18 protein-coding genes are annotated in these 16,085 nt (G+C 64.1%); 8 read left to right on the top strand and 10 right to left on the bottom strand.

What is annotated here, in order from left to right:
- Positions 1-19: 19 nt before the first annotated feature.
- Entirely contained in the window at positions 20-1,267 is a 1,248-nt protein-coding gene (locus tag ACFQZZ_RS15405) for a carboxylesterase/lipase family protein (protein ID WP_378680086.1), read from the bottom strand.
- A complete protein-coding gene (locus ACFQZZ_RS15400) occupies positions 1,245-1,487 on the bottom strand; it encodes a carboxylesterase family protein (protein ID WP_378680085.1) in 243 nt (80 codons plus the stop codon). Before ACFQZZ_RS15400 ends, ACFQZZ_RS15405 begins: the two co-directional genes overlap by 23 nt.
- A 340-nt stretch (positions 1,488-1,827) precedes the next feature.
- Here ACFQZZ_RS15400 and ACFQZZ_RS15395 point away from each other — a divergent pair, with 340 nt between their 5' ends.
- Genes ACFQZZ_RS15395 through ACFQZZ_RS15385 form a run of 3 tightly spaced genes read left to right on the top strand, consistent with a single transcriptional unit; the run spans position 1,828 to position 2,665 of the window.
- Positions 1,828-2,094 carry a hypothetical protein gene (locus ACFQZZ_RS15395; protein ID WP_378680083.1) on the top strand — a complete coding sequence of 89 codons (267 nt, stop codon included), beginning with the start codon at positions 1,828-1,830 and terminating at the stop codon, positions 2,092-2,094.
- 5 nt (positions 2,095-2,099) lie between these two features.
- A complete protein-coding gene (locus ACFQZZ_RS15390) occupies positions 2,100-2,375 on the top strand; it encodes a hypothetical protein (RefSeq protein ID WP_378680080.1) in 276 nt (91 codons plus the stop codon).
- 2 nt (positions 2,376-2,377) lie between these two features.
- The gene (locus tag ACFQZZ_RS15385; protein WP_378680077.1) at positions 2,378-2,665 is read left to right on the top strand and encodes a hypothetical protein; all 288 of its coding nucleotides are present in this window, start codon (positions 2,378-2,380) and stop codon (positions 2,663-2,665) included.
- On the opposite strand, the gene ACFQZZ_RS15380 is transcribed toward ACFQZZ_RS15385, so the two are convergent.
- A complete protein-coding gene (locus ACFQZZ_RS15380; protein ID WP_378680074.1) occupies positions 2,640-2,966 on the bottom strand; it encodes a hypothetical protein in 327 nt (108 codons plus the stop codon). The genes ACFQZZ_RS15385 and ACFQZZ_RS15380 overlap by 26 nt on opposite strands.
- Before the next feature lie 1,016 nt (positions 2,967-3,982).
- Between ACFQZZ_RS15380 and ACFQZZ_RS15375 the strand changes: the two genes are divergently transcribed.
- Positions 3,983-4,549, top strand: a complete 567-nt coding sequence (locus ACFQZZ_RS15375) for a hypothetical protein (protein ID WP_378680071.1) — start codon at positions 3,983-3,985, stop codon at positions 4,547-4,549.
- 491 nt (positions 4,550-5,040) lie between these two features.
- Here ACFQZZ_RS15375 and ACFQZZ_RS15370 read toward each other — a convergent pair whose 3' ends face one another.
- The 3 genes from ACFQZZ_RS15370 to ACFQZZ_RS15360 all read right to left on the bottom strand — a co-directional run bounded on the left by ACFQZZ_RS15370 (position 5,041) and on the right by ACFQZZ_RS15360 (position 8,686).
- Entirely contained in the window at positions 5,041-5,844 is an 804-nt protein-coding gene (locus ACFQZZ_RS15370) for a HEAT repeat domain-containing protein (RefSeq protein ID WP_378680068.1), read from the bottom strand.
- Between the two features lie 174 nt (positions 5,845-6,018).
- A complete protein-coding gene (locus ACFQZZ_RS15365; protein ID WP_378680065.1) occupies positions 6,019-6,762 on the bottom strand; it encodes an IS3 family transposase in 744 nt (247 codons plus the stop codon).
- Positions 6,763-7,054: 292 nt separating this feature from the next.
- The gene (locus ACFQZZ_RS15360) at positions 7,055-8,686 is read right to left on the bottom strand and encodes a hypothetical protein (RefSeq protein WP_378680062.1); all 1,632 of its coding nucleotides are present in this window, start codon (positions 8,684-8,686) and stop codon (positions 7,055-7,057) included.
- Positions 8,687-9,552: 866 nt separating this feature from the next.
- On the opposite strand from ACFQZZ_RS15360, the gene ACFQZZ_RS15355 reads away from it, so the two are divergent.
- The 4 genes from ACFQZZ_RS15355 to ACFQZZ_RS15340 are packed head-to-tail and all read left to right on the top strand — an operon-like array spanning position 9,553 to position 12,035.
- The gene (locus ACFQZZ_RS15355) at positions 9,553-9,894 is read left to right on the top strand and encodes an ESX-1 secretion-associated protein (RefSeq protein WP_378680060.1); all 342 of its coding nucleotides are present in this window, start codon (positions 9,553-9,555) and stop codon (positions 9,892-9,894) included.
- Positions 9,891-10,190, top strand: coding sequence for a WXG100 family type VII secretion target (locus tag ACFQZZ_RS15350; RefSeq protein WP_378680058.1), 300 nt, complete (start codon positions 9,891-9,893; stop codon positions 10,188-10,190). The genes ACFQZZ_RS15355 and ACFQZZ_RS15350 overlap by 4 nt, the downstream gene beginning before the upstream one ends.
- 5 nt (positions 10,191-10,195) lie before the next feature.
- On the top strand, positions 10,196-11,509 hold the full coding sequence (locus ACFQZZ_RS15345; RefSeq protein ID WP_378680055.1) for a hypothetical protein: 1,314 nt from the start codon (positions 10,196-10,198) through the stop codon (positions 11,507-11,509).
- A complete protein-coding gene (locus ACFQZZ_RS15340; RefSeq protein WP_378680053.1) occupies positions 11,502-12,035 on the top strand; it encodes a hypothetical protein in 534 nt (177 codons plus the stop codon). The genes ACFQZZ_RS15345 and ACFQZZ_RS15340 overlap by 8 nt, the downstream gene beginning before the upstream one ends.
- A 295-nt stretch (positions 12,036-12,330) precedes the next feature.
- On the opposite strand, the gene ACFQZZ_RS15335 is transcribed toward ACFQZZ_RS15340, so the two are convergent.
- The 4 genes from ACFQZZ_RS15335 to ACFQZZ_RS15320 are packed head-to-tail and all read right to left on the bottom strand — an operon-like array spanning position 12,331 to position 16,020.
- Entirely contained in the window at positions 12,331-13,638 is a 1,308-nt protein-coding gene (locus ACFQZZ_RS15335) for an FAD-binding oxidoreductase (protein ID WP_378680050.1), read from the bottom strand.
- A 24-nt stretch (positions 13,639-13,662) separates the two neighbouring features.
- Positions 13,663-15,126, bottom strand: a complete 1,464-nt coding sequence (locus ACFQZZ_RS15330; RefSeq protein WP_378680047.1) for an amidase — start codon at positions 15,124-15,126, stop codon at positions 13,663-13,665.
- Positions 15,123-15,575 carry a DUF2871 domain-containing protein gene (locus ACFQZZ_RS15325; protein ID WP_378680045.1) on the bottom strand — a complete coding sequence of 151 codons (453 nt, stop codon included), beginning with the start codon at positions 15,573-15,575 and terminating at the stop codon, positions 15,123-15,125. The genes ACFQZZ_RS15330 and ACFQZZ_RS15325 overlap by 4 nt, the downstream gene beginning before the upstream one ends.
- Before the next feature lie 7 nt (positions 15,576-15,582).
- A complete protein-coding gene (locus ACFQZZ_RS15320; protein ID WP_364484301.1) occupies positions 15,583-16,020 on the bottom strand; it encodes a DUF4267 domain-containing protein in 438 nt (145 codons plus the stop codon).
- Positions 16,021-16,085 lie beyond the last annotated feature (65 nt).

The following is a 16,085-nucleotide window of genomic DNA, read 5'->3' as shown; positions in this document are numbered from 1 at the left end:
CCGAGGTTGCTGGCCAGCTTCAGCGCGCCATGTGCAGGGTGTCGAATTGATGGGTGGACCAGATCCGGCGTGAGGGTTCCTCGGGGTATGGCTGGGTGGTCGGTTCGGCGGTGTAGACACGGGTGGAGCGGCTGGCCGGGTTGTAGCGGGCCCAGCCGGGGCTTCCGTTGGTGGCGAAGTTCAGCCAATCGGTTCGCATGTGTTGGGAGACGGCGGTGACCTGGTCCGCAGCGTCCGGATGCGCGGACCGGTGTTTGCGAACATCGTCGGAGTGGAGTGTGCCGAACACGAGCAGGAAGTCGAGGCTGTGGGAAGCGCCCTGCTCGTGGTTGAAACTCCAGCACAGTTCGTAGAGCCAGGCGGGTCCGCCACCTGCATGCTGAGCGTGGGCAAGATGCAGGCTGGGCATGCGGAACAGCCAGTCAGCGTGAACGAGTTCGTATAGCTGTGCGGGGGTGGCCTGGGGGTAGAAGCCGCGATAGCCACGGCCGCCGTCGGGGCCGGGTGCGAGCCACTCGAGGGTGGTGTTCACCTGTTCGTCAGTCATCTCGATGCCGAGATGGGAGTTGAAAAGCCGGTATTCGTCCCGGGTATGTCCTACGAGCAGGTCGATGTCTCGTGCGGCGCCAGCGGCGAGCGCCCGCCACGGCGCCTCGGGCAGGACGTTACCGTCGACGACAGGTGAGAACGGTGACGGCGTCAACGCCATCGGCCCCCACGTTTCGACGAACTCAGGCATCTTTTCGAGGATCGTGTCCTTGGCGTCCGCCAGTGCGCGTGGGTCGATGCCGACCAGATCCTCGACGGTGGCCCGCGCACCGACTTCGGCCGCGATCGCCCCGGAGATCGCGGCAGCGAGCTCCGGGGAGAAGAAGGTGCCCGGCACACTCTGAGGAATGGCGCGGCGGAACAGCCCGGCAGCTGTCGGCATGGTGAGCAGCGCGGCGATGCATCCCGCGCCCGCGGACTGGCCGAAGACGGTGACATTGCCCGGATCCCCACCGAAGGCGGCGATGTTGTCCTGAACCCACCGCAGGGCGGCGGCCTGGTCGAGGATGCCGCGGTTGGCGGGGGCTCCGATGATGTGGGCGAAACCCTCCACACCGACGCGATAGTTCAGACTGACCACAACCACCCCCGATCCGGCCAGAGTCGTCCCGTCGGCGTGCGGGTTGGCGGAGCCACCCTCCTGGTAGCCGCCCCCATGGATCCACACCATCACCGGCAGCCCGGCAGCCCCGGGGTCAGGGGTCAGGGGTCCAGACATTGAGCGTCAGGCAGTCGGCGGCTCGATCACCGGCGCCGCCGACCACTGACGACATCGCGAAACCAGCCTGAGGAACCGACGGACCGAACTCCAACGCGTCTCGGACACCGTCCCACGACTGCGCCCGGACGGGCGCCATGAACCGCAGCGCACCGAACGGCGGCTGGGCGTAAGGGATACCCCGAAAGACTGCAGTGGCGCTCTCCCACCTTCCCCGCACAGCTCCAGCAGTAGTGCGGATTTCGGGTCCGGCATTCACTCGCAATACTCACTTCCGTGTGGTTTCACCGGCCGTCGTGTTGCCGAGGCCATGACCGCGTGCGATCAGCGGCCCGCTGAGAAGGCTAGAGCGAACGGCCGTGCCCAAGCGAGCGGTTTTGTTCGGCGTGTAGGGCGGTCACGACAACCGTATCCATCTGGAACAGACCCAACCCGGCATATCGAATCGGCTCAGCCGGTGTCTCGTCAACGATTTCTCGACACTGTGATTACTGGCGCACAAGTTCGGTTGCCGCGTGGGACCGCCCGGCTGCGAGCACAATCAAGCGATACTCGGGTGGGTGAGCGCCGTTGGCGCACAGGCGCGTACGAAGTCAGCCGCGTTGCGGGCCCGGATGAAGGGGAAGAACCGGGCGGCGCTGAGTCGCCGTGCGGGACGGATCCGGTCATTCCCTGCGGTCTGGCTCGCGCTCATCGTCGGATTAGCCATGGCGTTCACCGCCTATGGGTTCCTACGCCGGATCACCCCCGTCGACGCGACTAAGGCTGCCGCCGAAATCGACATCACCCGGGTCGCATTGACGTTGTCGCCAGGGTCGGTGGTGTAGTCGCGTTGGTGATCGCCTACCGCCGCCAGCGTGATCTCCAGCAGAGCCGGTTCGTGGAACGGGTGATCGAGGGCATGGCCCTGCGCCACCCACGCCCGTCGCTGGCGACGATCACCCGCCGTGCCACCCGCCGCGCCTACCGGCGCCGGGTCCGCGACCAGATCAACGAACGCATCACCGTGGTCACCGACTACCTGCCCGCACCCGAACGCGTGCCCGCGCCACCGAAACCGGCGAAATCCCCACCGGCACCGCCTCTTCGCGCCTACCTCGAGGACTGATCATGTCGCCGCCGCGGAACTGGCCGTTCATCGCCACCAAGGAACACCGCCGGTTCGTCGAGTTCGCCGACACCGTCAAACGCGACCGAACCATCGGAATCTGCTACGGCGCAGCAGGAATCGGGAAAACCCTGTCGGCCTCTCGCTACGCACGATGGGACAAGGCCGAACACCTGCTCACCACCTGGGGACCCCGCGAAGAATCCGACAAAGACGTCACACATAGGGCGGTATCCCACCCCAAGGTTCATGTCACCGAACCGATCAGTTACTCCACTCCCAGGGATTGACCCCCGCCTCATATGCGGCTGACTCGTCCCTATCGTGCTGGAAGCGCGGGTTCACCATGCCCTGGAGCGAGCTGTCGCTGATCGGCCACCGCTGCCACTCGTTGCGCAGGAGCTTGAGCAGGAACTCGGCCATACCGCACGGGTACACCGACCACTCGAGGTCCCCGCGCGAGTACACCGCGACCGGCCATCGGTCCGGGTCCGGATCCGTCGTGATCCAGCACATGGTGTCGCCCGCGACAGTGCCCCCCAGATGAGCAGGTCCTCCCGCCGATACCGGCCCCTGTCGGCGGGAGCCCACTTACTCTCCCAATGGGTCTTGTCCATTGCCTCCGAGATCCTCGAGAGCGCGGCCCCCTGCTGCTGGGCCGAAGTGACGACGGGGATGACAACGCCGACTATGTCCTCGATCGAGCCGCTGCCGAAGGCTGCCACGAAGGCCCGGTAGTCGGCCGGGAAAGAGGTTCCGCAGGCACTCCAGTCGATAGTGTCCCCGCAGGTCGGCCCGATGCACGACAGCACTTCTGCGAGGCCCGCCATCGCGGCGGGCTGATCCTGACTCACGCTACAGCTCCCATCAGTTCGGGACGTCCTGCCCCATGTTGTGCCATTGCCGGATTCCCTTCACGGCTTCGGCCGCGGATGCCGCTGCCGGACGGAACCGTCTAGCAAACCACACTGGAGTGCAACCAGCGTGGCCACCAGCAGGGGGTCACTTATCGGCGGTCAGAAAACGCCGTTTCGGCAGGGTCAGTGAGATGGGAGCGGGACGGACAGAGCCATATGGTTCGGCTTGCCGATTGCATCACGGCAGAGGCGCGGCGTCGGTTCACCGATCTGTTCCCCACGCCCCAATCAGCCTTCCATGACCGTGAAATCACTGACCCGCCGACGGCTCACGGCGAGCGTTTGTGTGCTGACCGATCCAGCCACGCCCTTGATCCGGTTGGTGCTGATCGTGCGCGTCTTTCGGTCATCGCGAACGAGATTTCCTTCAACCCGAGTCCATCGCCTCGCAGCTGGACGTGGTGCGGCCAGCCACGATCGGTGGTCGTTACCGGCACGATGAAGACTAGCCCACGCGCGGTGCGCAGGTAGTCGGTGGTGGAAATGATCACCGCCGACTCACCAATGTTGACGGCAGTTGCTCATGGATTCTTATGGCAGTCGGGCAGATTGGGGTGTCGAGTTGTTCGCGAATTCTGACGGTATCGGTTGAAGTTGCGACCCCGGACGGTCGCGGGACTCGGGGCGGTTGACGAGCGACTGGCACGAACTCTTCGCGCGACCGGTGGCCGAGTAGGGGACCATGGATTGGTGAATACAGGCGAGCGGTCACGCTGGCAGCAGGATCTTGTCGCGTCGGCGAATGAGCTGATCGGGCATACCATCGCAAAGGTCTACTACATCGGACTATGCACGGACAAAGGTGCCTTCGACCGCGATTACGGTGAATGGCACGATCCGATAATGGACGTCGAGTTCGTGACGACCGAACGGACACGCTTCTGGGCCACGTGGCAGCAGAATCCCCTCGACGATTTCCACCTGACGTTGAGCAGGAGACCAGTGCCCGACAAGGTCGTCGGCGATCGCCAAGTCGAACCGGCTCCTGCCTGGGATGAGATACCGACTCCTCACTGGGATATGACCACACACCCCCGTTGGGCGACGCTGATCGGCCAGTCGGTTGAGGCTGTGACACCTATCTGGTCGCCGTGGCCGGACTCGGGTCCCTGGGCGATTCGGCTCGACTTCACAGCAGGGACCGTGTGGCTCGTTGCTGTTTGGGAACTAGACGACGGCTACTGGCTCGGTGGCGACGACATCGCCGTCGTCTTCGACGAAAAGGTGATGGCCCGGATGCGAATCTCCTCTCCCTAGCCAGCGAGGACACGTTCTTCAGACATCTCCTGACGCAGCATCTGTCGGTGCGGCTTGCCGGTGGGCATGGTCGCCTTGGTGTGGCCGAGGCGGTAGCTGGCACCACGAACCGACCGCGATGTCCAAATTGGTGAACAACGACTTCCCCGACACGCCGATGCCGTCAAGATTCGTGAACAACCGCCGTCACAGTTCGTGAACCGAGCCACTGCGTCGACCGACGTCATAGTTCACCGATGATTGACGTCGGAATTCACCAGCGTAGCCAGACAGGACACGCAATAACGCGGCCGGACTCGGTGTCTTTCGCCAGTTGATCTGACACATTGCCAGCGTGGTCTGACGCAAACACGCGGTTTCTGCCACCAACTCTGACGCAGGTTGTTGGTAGTTACCTGCCTGGAGTGGTCGTCGTGGGTCGTGTTGTCGCCGCTGCGAGCGGGGTGGACGAGGGCTGCTGGGCCGAGTTCATCAGCGCGGCCGCTGCACTTTCAGGATTCGCGTGCTGCGATTGCGGCTTGGATTCGTCGTAGCGTGCGGAGGCCTTTCTTCGCGGCGACGCTCACCATGCCGTCGAAGACTGTTGAGCCCCGGTCGTGAGCCATCAGCCGTTCCAGCGTCGGCACGGCACGATCGTCGCCGGTCGAACCGAGCGCGACAGCCGCCCAGTATCGCTGGTCCGGGTCGTCGCTGTCGGCCACCTCGCACAGCCTCGGGATGACGTCCGGGGCGAATTTGGCCAGCGCGCTGGCGATATAGCCGATGCGGTAGTACCGGCGGTTCTCGAGTTCGTCCCATAGTGCAGCGAGGGCTGCATCGCCGCCGATCATGCCGAGGGCCTCGGCGGCACGTTCGCGCATTCCTCCGATCGAGTCCCGCAGCACGGGCGCGAGCGCCGGGACGACCGTTTCGTCGCCGAGCGCGCCCAGAGCGATCACCGCTTGCTCTCGAGCCATCTCCTGTGGGTGGTCCAGCATCGCGACCAAGCCGGGAACCGCGTCGCGGAAGCCGAGCGCCGCGCAGCCCATCGCCGCCCATGCCTGGCAGTTGTACCGAGTGTCGGCGAGTGACGCGAGCAGCGGTGCCTTCAGAGTGTCGTCGCCGAAGACCGCCGCCCGGTTCAGCGCCCGGCTGTAAAGCGACCGGTGGTAGTCGGGATAGTCGCGGACGAGCGCGCACAGTGCTTCCTTGGCGGATGTGTCGCCGTCAGCAGCCCGCACGAGCAGGAGCCGCAGATTTTCCTCGCGGGTCTCGAGATCGCCGTCTTTGAGGCGTCGCGCATCAGCTGGGTTCACCGCCCAACGGTACCTGGCGATGATCTCGTCCCCGCGGCCACGTTTGGGTGGTCAGTGCCGCCCGAAACGCAGGTGAACCTGGACGGTGACTTGCGTCGGCAATCTGACAGAAAACCAGCCATCACGGTCTGCCATATACCTGACTGAGGTTCCCCCGCTTGGCCGGAGAGCGAATTACCTGGTCCCAGCCGGAACCTGTTGATGGTAGCTGGCTTCGAACTCGTCGGGTGATCGCCAACCCAGCTTCTTCTGTATGCGCTGGCTGTTGTACCAGCCGTCGATGTAGGCAAACAGCGCGTTCTCGGCCTCGTCGCGAGTCCGCCACGCCCGGCGATAGACCAGTTCGGTCTTCAGGGTGGAGAAGAAGTTCTCCATCAACGCGTTGTCGTAGGAATCCCCGACCGAACCCATCGATTGCGCAATCCCGTTGTCAGCCAATCGATTAGCGAACCTGATCACGGTGTAGGTCGACCCCCTGTCGGAATGATGGACCAGTTCACCGTCGCGGACATCGCGCGACCAGACACCGTATTCCAGGGCGCCGAGCACGAGATCGGTGTCGCAGCGGTCGGAGGTCTTCCAACCCACGATCCGATTGGAGAAGGCATCGCGGACCGCGGCCAGCCAGAACGCGCCTTCCCCGACCGGGATACGAGTCGCATCGGCCACCCACAGCATGTTCGGGGCGTCCGCGGTGAAGTTCCGCTCGACCAGATCCGGCGCCGGCCTGGCCCTCGGATCCTGTTTGGTAGACCCGATCCGCCACTTGCGGCGCAGGAACGCTCCCTGCAACCCGGCCTGGCGCATCAGCCGCTCCACCCGTTTGCGGCCCACGCAGATCCCGCGCCGCGCCAGCATGGCATGCACTCGCGGACAGCCATAGGTGCCGCCAGAACTGCGCCCGCCGCTTCCACTCATAGAACGTCGAGGACGCAATCTCGAGCACCCGTAGTACGAGCTCGACCGGGTACTGCGGGTGGTCTTTCACGAACCGCACGATCACCTCCGGGTCTGGTCGAGCTCCGAGGCGAAATACGCACTCGCAGAACGCAACACCGCGTTGACCTACCGAGTAGCTCGGAGACGAAGCCGAGCGCGGGTGGCGAAGTGCCCTCGACGAAGGCGGTCGGCTCGGCCGGCTCGAGGTCGAAGTGTTCGGCCCTGATCTACTGCCCCGGATTCGGCATAGCTCGAGTGTCGATCTTCTGGGCTAATCGCCGAAATTTCTGCGGAGCGGGGTCGCCCAGATGAATCCGTCCTTGTCGAGTTCGTACAGATTATTGCCACCGAAAACGATCTGATTGATCCTCGGCTTGCTGTCGAACCCGGCGAACTCTTCATAGATTCCGCCCATGAATTTTTGCACCGTGCCGTCGCTCAGAATGCGGAACAGGCCGTCATGTCCGGCCGCTATATGCGTTGTGTAGATGTTGTGGTCTTCCAGTCTGTTCCAGCGGCTTCCGGTCCATATGGAGATACTCTTGTCGCGTCCCATTATGTAGGGCGTCGTGGCCGCACCTCCGGTTCCCGCGACGAGCTCCTTGATGTCGACGGGTTTGTCGAGCTCTTTCCATCCCGGGATCGGCCTGCTGTTATAGCTGTAGATATGCTGAAAGATCCTTCCCGTAGAAGTTCGTTGATAGACCGTGTTTCCGGCGGCGACGATCTCGACGGTATCCGGATTCTTGTCCATATTGACCCAGCCTGTAGCGGAGCCAGTGTATTCCCAGACACTTCCGTTGTCGTGTAATTGATAGAGCTTTTCTGTGCCGAAATAGGAAACCGCCGCGATTTGTTTCGTGTGCGGATTGCCGTCAATTTTCTTCCATCCGGATTGGTTTGTGCGCTCCCAGATGCTGCCGGTCTTGTGCAGTTGGTACAGTCTCGGTCCGTCTGCCGAGATCTGCACAGTTTGCGGGTTGTTGCCGATTCTCTTCCAGCCGGTGAGGGGAGTGCCGGTGTATTCCCAGATACTTCCGTTCGCGTGGAGCTGGTATAGCTTGTGAACCTGCTCCGTGCCCTGCGGATGGCCGGGGGTCTTCGGGCCGATCCAGTGTGCTGCGCCGCTTGTGACGATCTGTCGTGTCGCTGGGTTGTTGTCGAGCATATTCGTGGATCCGATTACGGATCCGGAGAGGCTCCAGATGCCCGCCGGGCCGCGCCAGGTGTGGTAGATCGGCCGGACTTGTCTGTTGCGGAAGTCATCGGAATCGACACGTTCTACGAAGTTTCCGATCCGCTGATCCGGATCTGCTATTGCGAAGACATTGAAGCTGAAGAGTGTCGCGAGAATCAGCGTCCTTTCCAGATCCTGGGTGAGCCTGGCCTCGATCGCTTGGAGCCTTTCTTCGATGGCCGCGTCCGTCGGCTGGGCCCCGGTGGTGATGTAGATGGTCTGCAATTCTTCGACAAGGTTCGACAATTCCTTTCGCAATCCACTCACGAGTTTGTCGTACCCCTTGCCGAGGATGGCGTTGGTGGTGCCGTCCTCTTCGAGGAGGGCGCCGATGACGCCGGCGTAGGCCTTCATGTCATTGCCCAGGACTTCGATCGGCCGCAGCACGGTCGACCAGGTGCCGACTTCGGCTGGCACGGCCACGTCCTGGAAGGGGAAAACGGTGTCACCGGACTCGGACTTCCCCAGATTTCCGTGCCGGAAATTCCGCGGCTCGATCACCGGTTCACCGGTGAGCCGCCCGTTGACGAATCGATAACATTCGCCGTCGACCTTGAAGAACAATGCCCACAGGTAAGGGGCGGCGCCACCCGCGTCATCTGCCTCTTCGAGACAGTGAACCTTTTCTATGACGATTTTCAGACCGAAAGTCGGTAAATGGCTCATTGCTGATCTCCTTTTTCACGCTGCCCGAGCCTGTGGTCGGTCGCCACGCAGCGATAAGAGCCATTCTGCCCGCATCGGCCCGATCTTGACACCCCTCCTCGAACGAATCCCGGTACGCTTTACCACCTGGCACCACGAATCACCGCCTCGCCCGACAGCTCTCACCTCGACGCCGAGCCACGAGAAACCTGATGACTGTGCATTACGTAGTCCACCCGACCTGGGTACCCGGAAGCCTTCCTTGTCGGGTGATCGCAAAACTTCAGCCGCGGACATGGCGGGTGATCGTGGGCGACGGGGTCGGCCAACTCGATTTTGGCGTCCATCAGGATTGGCCGGACACCGACCTGCCGTTCGAATTCCGTAGACCGAATGCTGTTTTCTTCGCAACCGGCCCCTACTGAGCCGGCCGAATCGTCCCCTCGGCAATGCACGATGTTGGTGTGACAGTTGGTCACCAGTTCCTGAAGGACGTTCTCGTCGCGGGGCTCACCGCGCCGGTTACCGACGCGGAGCGAGAAGCGGCTTGTCGTCCGCCGTATCCGGTGCCGGCTGCCATGGCTCCTCTTCGTGACCAGGTTCTGCGGGAACTCAGTGCTCGGCTTCCTGATGAAGGGGACGGGCCGCCCGTGGTAACACGCGTATTGGGCCCGGTCGCGAGGTATCGCGGCGCAGTGCGTCTGCGGTCTGGGCCTCCGCCGGGCGCGATCCTGACACCGTTCCAGCCCGACGGTCGCATAACCGCACGAACCGGGCAGGAACGGAGCAATGTCCTCGACCGCGGTCACGTTTGACCACCGACCGGGCGATGCCGACCGTGTACCGGTCGCGGCCCACGCTGAAAGCCCTCGACTAGCATTCGCCTCATGAGCGACGACGGGGGGACGCCCACTTCTGGCCAAAACCTTTCGGTGGTGCCCGAGAAGGTGCGCGAGGTCGGCAAGTATGTCTACGAGCTGTCCGAAGCACTGCGCAATGCACTGGACTCCGCCGCGAAGGAGGTCGCCTCGCTGACCGATGGCAGCTGGACCGGCGATGCGGCAACGGAGTTCTCCGAAGGTTGGACCGATGTCCGTGACGGCGGCACCCAGATCATGAGCGCCCTGACCGGGATGGCGGAAAAGCTGGGCGTCACCGCCGACACCTACCAGGCCCGCGACGAGTCCAACGCCGCCGGACTGGATACCTCGAGTTTGGATCTGCCATGAGCTCAGAGTTCACCGTCGACCTGGACCATCTCGACGAGATAGTGGCGAAGCTGTCTGGGCTGGCCGGGTTCATCGGAGAGCATCTCGATGAAATCGACGACCGCGTCACTGCCCTGACCGACACTGGATGGGAAGGTGTTGCCGCGCAGGCATATGCCGAAGCCCACACCCAATGGGTCACCGGTGCACGCGAATTTGTCGAAGGCGTGAAAGAAATGAGCGACGCCGCCAAGGCCGCGCATACTCGCTACACGCGCGCGGTCGATACCAACTACAAAATGTTCAACCAGGGGTAAGCAGCATGGGCGAACTGGCCATCAACTGGCAGATCTACTACGACGCAGCCACGAAATGCCACGCCCTCGCCGCCGATCTCCGCACCGCCGACAAACCGGTCCACGATGCACTCAAAGGCGAGTGCGCGGGCATGGCCGGTGACACCGCGGGCTGCGAGAGTTGGGGCAAGGAGTACGACCGAGCAGTTCAGGGAACGTTGCAGACCTGCACGAATCTGGCTGACGCACTGACCAATTTCGGCTATATGCTTTCGGCCGCCGGATACAACTGGGCGCTGTCCAACAAGTCCAACCCGATGCCCGACCGTCCCACCGTGACCGCGATGACCGAGTACAAGGTGTTGTTGCCGACCTCGGTCGGCGACAACGGTGACGGCATCACCGAAGGCGACAACAGCGTCCCTGGCTTTTATGACGCCTTGGTTGGGAAGATCCAGGAAGAATTCGGAAGCAAGCTGCCGAATGGCCGCAAAGAAGATCTCGCCAAGGCCGCGTCCGTCTGGAAAACCTTCTCCGAACACGCCACCATCAAGGGCGCCCCGGGCCGGATCACCGAGATCAGCAACCTGTTCGCCGACATCAAGGACAAGAAAGGAGGCCTCGATGGACTCCTCGGACACCTGACCACCTTGAACGGCGGCGCCACCCAACTTGCCGCCGCAACAACGAACATCGCCGCACCCGTGGCGGCATACAGCGAAGGCACCTCCGAAGTCCGCGACAAATTCAAAGAAGCGGTCACCAATGCCTTGATCGCGGCCGGAGCGACCGTTGTCATCGGCATCGCCGCCGCCTGGATCACCGCCGCCCTCAGCACGGCCGCCGCCGGGGCCGGCGTCGTAGTCATCGCCGGCAACACCGCCCGCGTACTCAAGACCACCTACGACATCAGCAAGCTCTACCGAATCATCGGCGCGGCAGCGGCCGTAGCGGGCGCCGGTGCCGCGGCAATCACCGCGTTCAAAGACGTCGACCTCACCCAAGAAGCCCTCAAGCTCTCCGCCCTCATCGTCATGAAGGTGTTCCTCGACGCCGACGACGCGGAGGACATCAACTCGAGCAGCCCGAGTGGTGCGTTTACAACTGCGTCGCTTACGACCAAGGTGAACAAGATCGCCAGCCATTACGGGGTTCCTGCGCAGGAAGTGAGAGAAGCCATCCACAAGATCAAGGCACAGGGGGCCTGGCGCGGGGATGGCGCCAACAAGAACCCAGATGTCGTCGTGGACTTGGATACTGGCGAGGTGTATGTGAAGCTCCCCGGCGGTGAAGTGTCCGAAGACAGCCTCGGAAACATTCTCGACGAGTTGGATGAGTGACGTGGACAAAAATCGGCGAGAGACGATAAAGGAATACGAGGACAGGTGGATCATGCAGCCTCTGCGTGGGAGCCGTGTCGTTCGTACTACTTGGCTGCCCGAACAGGTCGAATTCGAGACGGACACGCCATTCCGGATAGTTGTCGGATACGGAGCCGAGATGGCGCCACGCTCGATCGCCGAAGACTCGCCTGAACGTCACATGATCAGCCACTGGACAAGAGCCGAAGTTGAACGCAATGTCTCCGCGCCGATTCTCTCGCCGGTATTTTTCAAGTCTGGAAGCCTGCGGCTCGGATTAGGGAACGGATGGAACCTGTTCGTCTCCAACCGGCACCCTCAGGTGACAGCCACTGTCTTCTTCGGTGACACCCTGATGTGGAATCGATCCGGCATGCTCTCCCCGGCAGGATTTTCCGTGGTCACGCTCGACCCGTGGACCGGACAGCGAATCGACGCTCCACCGTGGCCGCCACGTCCAGAAGATCTCGACATCGACACAGACTCAGACGACATCAACGGGTGAACGGTCCGGGTCGAACATCTTGAAACGCCAGCTCACCGAATCCGAAGCTGGACCGACGAAATCGCGCGACTCGACCTGGCCGTGGCCTTCATAGTTGCAAACGTGTCGACAGGACTGGGTGGCACCCCCACCAGCCAATACAGCCGTCCGCACCTTCGTGGACCCCAACGAGGCTGCGGTATTCGCCGTTGTGGGCGGTCCCGTATTCGGTGTGGACCTGGTGCTGCCCCGCCGATCACGATCGGCGGGACACAGCGGTGCGGAGGTGCTTGACCTCGGGCTCGAAACCGAAGGTTCAGTGGAGAATCGGGAAGTTGGCGCGGAATACGCCGTGTGGGTCGCGGGCCTGCTTGAGCTTTCGCAGCCGGTCCAAGGTGCTGGTGTCGAAAACCTCTGTGACACTGTCGCCGGCGGACAGGACGGTGTACGGCTTGCGGCCGCTGACTCGCGCGCCCAGATCGGCGATGATGCGCTTCTGAGTGGAGCGTACCGCGGCGACGGTGTCGAGGTCCGAGCCGATGGCCTGCAGAGACAGTGCGTAGGGCTCCGCGAACGGCGGGACCGCGCCTCGGGTGGGCTCGGCGAGCGCGCCTCCCAGCTGCCGGAGTTGGATGCCCATCAGCGGATCGATCGGTGCGTGCAGCAGAATCTCGACGGCGGCCTCGTCCAGTGTGGTCAGCAGCTCGGTTCGCACCAGTCCGGGGCCCGGCGTGGTGGGCTCGTTGACGATGGTGCCCAACTCGGCCGGGGACAATTCCCGGCGCGTGTCCGCGAGGATGCCGTCGATCGCGTCCAGCCGTCGCAGCAGTTCCCGCCCGCGCGCCGATTCGCCCAGGTAAGTGGCGGCGATCGTGATTACCGGCGGAGCCTGCGGCAGCTCCAGCCGATTGAGCCAGACCGTGAGCTCCGCCGGTGCGTGATCGGTGATGTCCTGGAAGGCATCACGGACCGCCTCGGTCTGCTCGGCCGGCCAGGCGACTAGGCCGCCGAAGAGGGCCGGAGCCGCGAACAGATCGAACTCCACCGCCGTCACCAGTGCGAAATCCCCACCGCCGCCACGCAATGCCCAGAACAGCTCCGGGTCGGATTCCGCGGTGACCCGGGTCTGATGACCGTCGGCATCGATGATGTCGAAAGCCCGGACGCTGTCGGCCGCCCAACCGTATTTGCGGCCGAACCACGACAATCCGCCGCCGAGGGTATAGCCGACAACGCTGATCACCGGGGAGCTTCCGGCCAGCCCGGTCAAGCCGTGTGGGGCGGCCGCCGCCTGCAGTTGGCCCCAATTGGTTCCCGCGCCGACGCGGGCACGTCGCCGCGCTGGATCCACCTCGACCCGATCGAGTCGGCGGGTGCGCACCAGGATGGTGCCGGCGGTATCACCGGAAGCGCCGTGGCCGTTGGGCTGAGCTGTCACCGACAGACCCGCGTCGCGCGCGTAGCCGACCACGGCGGCCATATCGTCCGCGTCCTCGACGTGCACGACCGCCGCGACCGGCTGGTCGATATTCAGGTTCCACGGCGTCCGTGCGGTATCGAACTCCTCGTCGTCCGGCAGCAGTACTCGGCCGCGCACGGCGGATCGCAATGTGTTGTGTGACATCTGGATTCCTTCGCTACGAAATATTCACCGCGTCGTGCCCGAGCCACTGGACGGAGCCTGGCTCGGGGCAGGGCGCCGGGTGGTCGGGTTGGTTGCCCAGGAGATGGGTGTGGGCATCGGAAAGGCCGCTTCGATATGGGCGGCGGCAGTCAGCGCGCGGCGTTCGGCGAACGGGCCGGTGATCAACTGGACCCCGATGGGAAGACCCTCGACCGAGACGCCCGCAGGGACCGTGACCGCGGGCAGGGCCAGGTAGTTGGCGGCGATCGTGAGGCGGTGCGCCGCATACATGGTCGCGACCTGTGCGGAGCCGCCCAGGTCGTAGCCGACCGGCCAGGGCAGTTCGGTCGAGACCGGGCCGAGCACGATCGGGTGCTCGGCGAGGAAACGGGACCAGGCCGCGCGGCGGGTGAGTCGCTCACTCAGCGCGGTCATGTAGCCCGCCAGATCCAACGGCGGGAACAGGTTGATCGCGGCGTCTACGAAGGTGTTCAGTCCAGCGCTGCCGACACGCCGCATGGCTTCGCGGCGCTGGACCATCACCTCGGTGGAGACCAATCGGCCGTAGTCCGCCGCCACCTCGCCCAAGTGCGGCGGATCCAGTTCGGCTACCGGATATCCCGCGCGTTCGAGGGCGTCGGCGCAGCCGAGCACCGCGGCCCGCACCTGCGGATCGATATCGTCACCGAGCGTGACGGCGACCGCGGGCAGAGTGGTGTCCGTCGTGTCACACACCGGAATCCATCCGGGATCGCGCACGTCAGCGCTGTCGCGCAGGACCTCCAAGGCGGTCGTCAGATCGCGCACGCTGCGCGCTAACGGCCCTGGCGCGGCGAACAATTGGTTTGTCGGTGCGGGTGCGGCCCCGGGCAGGCTCGAGGCCACTGCCACCCGGCCGGGTGTGGTGCGCAGGGAGGCGACTCCGCAGAACGCGGCGGGTACGCGCAGTGAACCCCCGAAGTCGGTGCCCAGGCCGAGGGGTGTCATGCCCGTCGCTACCGCGGCGGCGTCACCGCCGCTGGAACCGCCCGGGCTGCGGGTCGGGTACCACGGATTCACCGTCGGTCCCGCCTCGTCGTTGTCGGTGTGCCAGCGAGTGGCGAAGTCCGGCATGTTCGTTCGCCCGATGACGATCGCCCCGGCTCGCCGTAGTGCGGACACCGCGGGTGCGTCCGCTGTCGCGATGGCCTGTCCGAAGGCCGCCACGCCCCAGGTGGTCGGGCTGCCCGCGACATCGAGGTTGTTCTTGACGGTGACCGGAACCCCGTGCAGCGGCCCGGTCGGCCTCCTGCGGTCGGCCGCGGCCGCCTCCGCACGCGCGGTCTCGGCGAATACCCTGGTGAGCGCGCCGATTTCGGAATCGACCTGCTCGATGCGCTCGAGATGCGCCTCGACGACCTGGGCCGCGGTGACGGCGCCCTCGGCGATCAGCGCAGCGAGCGAGACCGCGTCTCGCGTCCACAGCGCGCTGTCCCGGCCGGTGGTCACGATGCCTCCTGTTCGGCAAATATCGCTGTGGTGCGCGGTGTTCGGCTGTCGTCGATGGATTTGCCGAGGGTGATGAAAAACAGGACCAGCCCGGCGGTGAGCAGGATGTGGCCCACACCCGAGACGAGCGCGATCGCCGCACCGCTGCTCTTGCCCAGCACGGTGAAGGTGCCGTGCAGCGTCATGGCCGCGACGGTGATGACCAGGCCGATGTTGTACAGCCAGAAGAACCAGCCGTACAGGCTTTTCCGGGCGCTGAGCGTGAACTGCTTCTCCAAGGCCAGCACGATGAGGAAGAACAGCATTCCCAGCGCCAGCAGGTGGGTGTGCACGACACTGAGCTGCGACTTCCCGGTGAAATGTTCGATCTTGGTGATCTCGCGGTAGTAGAACCCGGAGATCAGGCCGATGATCATGTAGATGTGAGCGGTATTGACCAGCGTCTTCATCGGGCGCTCAACGGTTTTCACGGCGTAGCAGCAGCGCGCCGCTGGCGGCCACAAGGGCGGCGGTGAAGCCGTGCACGCCCAGGGCGGTGGCGGTGGAACCGTGGCGCAGCAGGATGGTGAGCATGTCGCCGGTCGGGATGAGGGCGACGGTGACCGTGGCGACGCCGACGGCGCGACGCTGCCCGGCCGCGAGCAAGGCGAGCAAGATCAGGCCGGAGACCACATCGCGGACGCCTTTGACGTTCAGGAAACCGTCGGCTTCACTGTGCGGCCAATCAGTGAAGCCGAACCCCTGGGCCATTTGCTGTGGGACGAGCAGATAACCGCCGCCGACGGCAATGATGAACCCGGCACCCAGTACGGCGCCGGCCATGCCGACACGTTCGCCGAGTCGGCGGGAATTACGCACGGAAACAACTGATTCCGTATTCGAGGGAACGGACATGAGCACTCCTGGATCGGTGGGATACGCGTCCCGAGCATCCAGTGCGGCCCGTACCGTTCGCTGAC

The organism is Nocardia sp. GCM10030253 (genome assembly GCF_042675075.1).
In the GTDB taxonomy this organism is placed as follows: domain Bacteria; phylum Actinomycetota; class Actinomycetes; order Mycobacteriales; family Mycobacteriaceae; genus Nocardia.
The sequence above is the reverse complement of the archived record's forward strand: the minus strand, read 5'-3'. Positions and strand labels throughout refer to the sequence as shown.

Excerpts from the sequence above, each read along its gene's own strand:
- ACFQZZ_RS15405 (WP_378680086.1), bottom strand. The coding sequence starts at position 1,267 with ATGTCTGGACCCCTGACCCCTGACCCCGGGGCTGCCGGGCTGCCGGTG.
- ACFQZZ_RS15385 (WP_378680077.1), top strand. The coding sequence starts at position 2,378 with ATGTCGCCGCCGCGGAACTGGCCGTTCATCGCCACCAAGGAACACCGC.
- ACFQZZ_RS15365 (WP_378680065.1), bottom strand. The coding sequence starts at position 6,762 with ATGAGTGGAAGCGGCGGGCGCAGTTCTGGCGGCACCTATGGCTGTCCG.
- ACFQZZ_RS15360 (WP_378680062.1), bottom strand. The coding sequence starts at position 8,686 with ATGAGCCATTTACCGACTTTCGGTCTGAAAATCGTCATAGAAAAGGTT.
- ACFQZZ_RS15355 (WP_378680060.1), top strand. The coding sequence starts at position 9,553 with ATGAGCGACGACGGGGGGACGCCCACTTCTGGCCAAAACCTTTCGGTG.
- ACFQZZ_RS15350 (WP_378680058.1), top strand. The coding sequence starts at position 9,891 with ATGAGCTCAGAGTTCACCGTCGACCTGGACCATCTCGACGAGATAGTG.
- ACFQZZ_RS15345 (WP_378680055.1), top strand. The coding sequence starts at position 10,196 with ATGGGCGAACTGGCCATCAACTGGCAGATCTACTACGACGCAGCCACG.
- ACFQZZ_RS15340 (WP_378680053.1), top strand. The coding sequence starts at position 11,502 with ATGAGTGACGTGGACAAAAATCGGCGAGAGACGATAAAGGAATACGAG.
- ACFQZZ_RS15335 (WP_378680050.1), bottom strand. The coding sequence starts at position 13,638 with ATGTCACACAACACATTGCGATCCGCCGTGCGCGGCCGAGTACTGCTG.
- ACFQZZ_RS15325 (WP_378680045.1), bottom strand. The coding sequence starts at position 15,575 with ATGAAGACGCTGGTCAATACCGCTCACATCTACATGATCATCGGCCTG.
- ACFQZZ_RS15320 (WP_364484301.1), bottom strand. The coding sequence starts at position 16,020 with ATGTCCGTTCCCTCGAATACGGAATCAGTTGTTTCCGTGCGTAATTCC.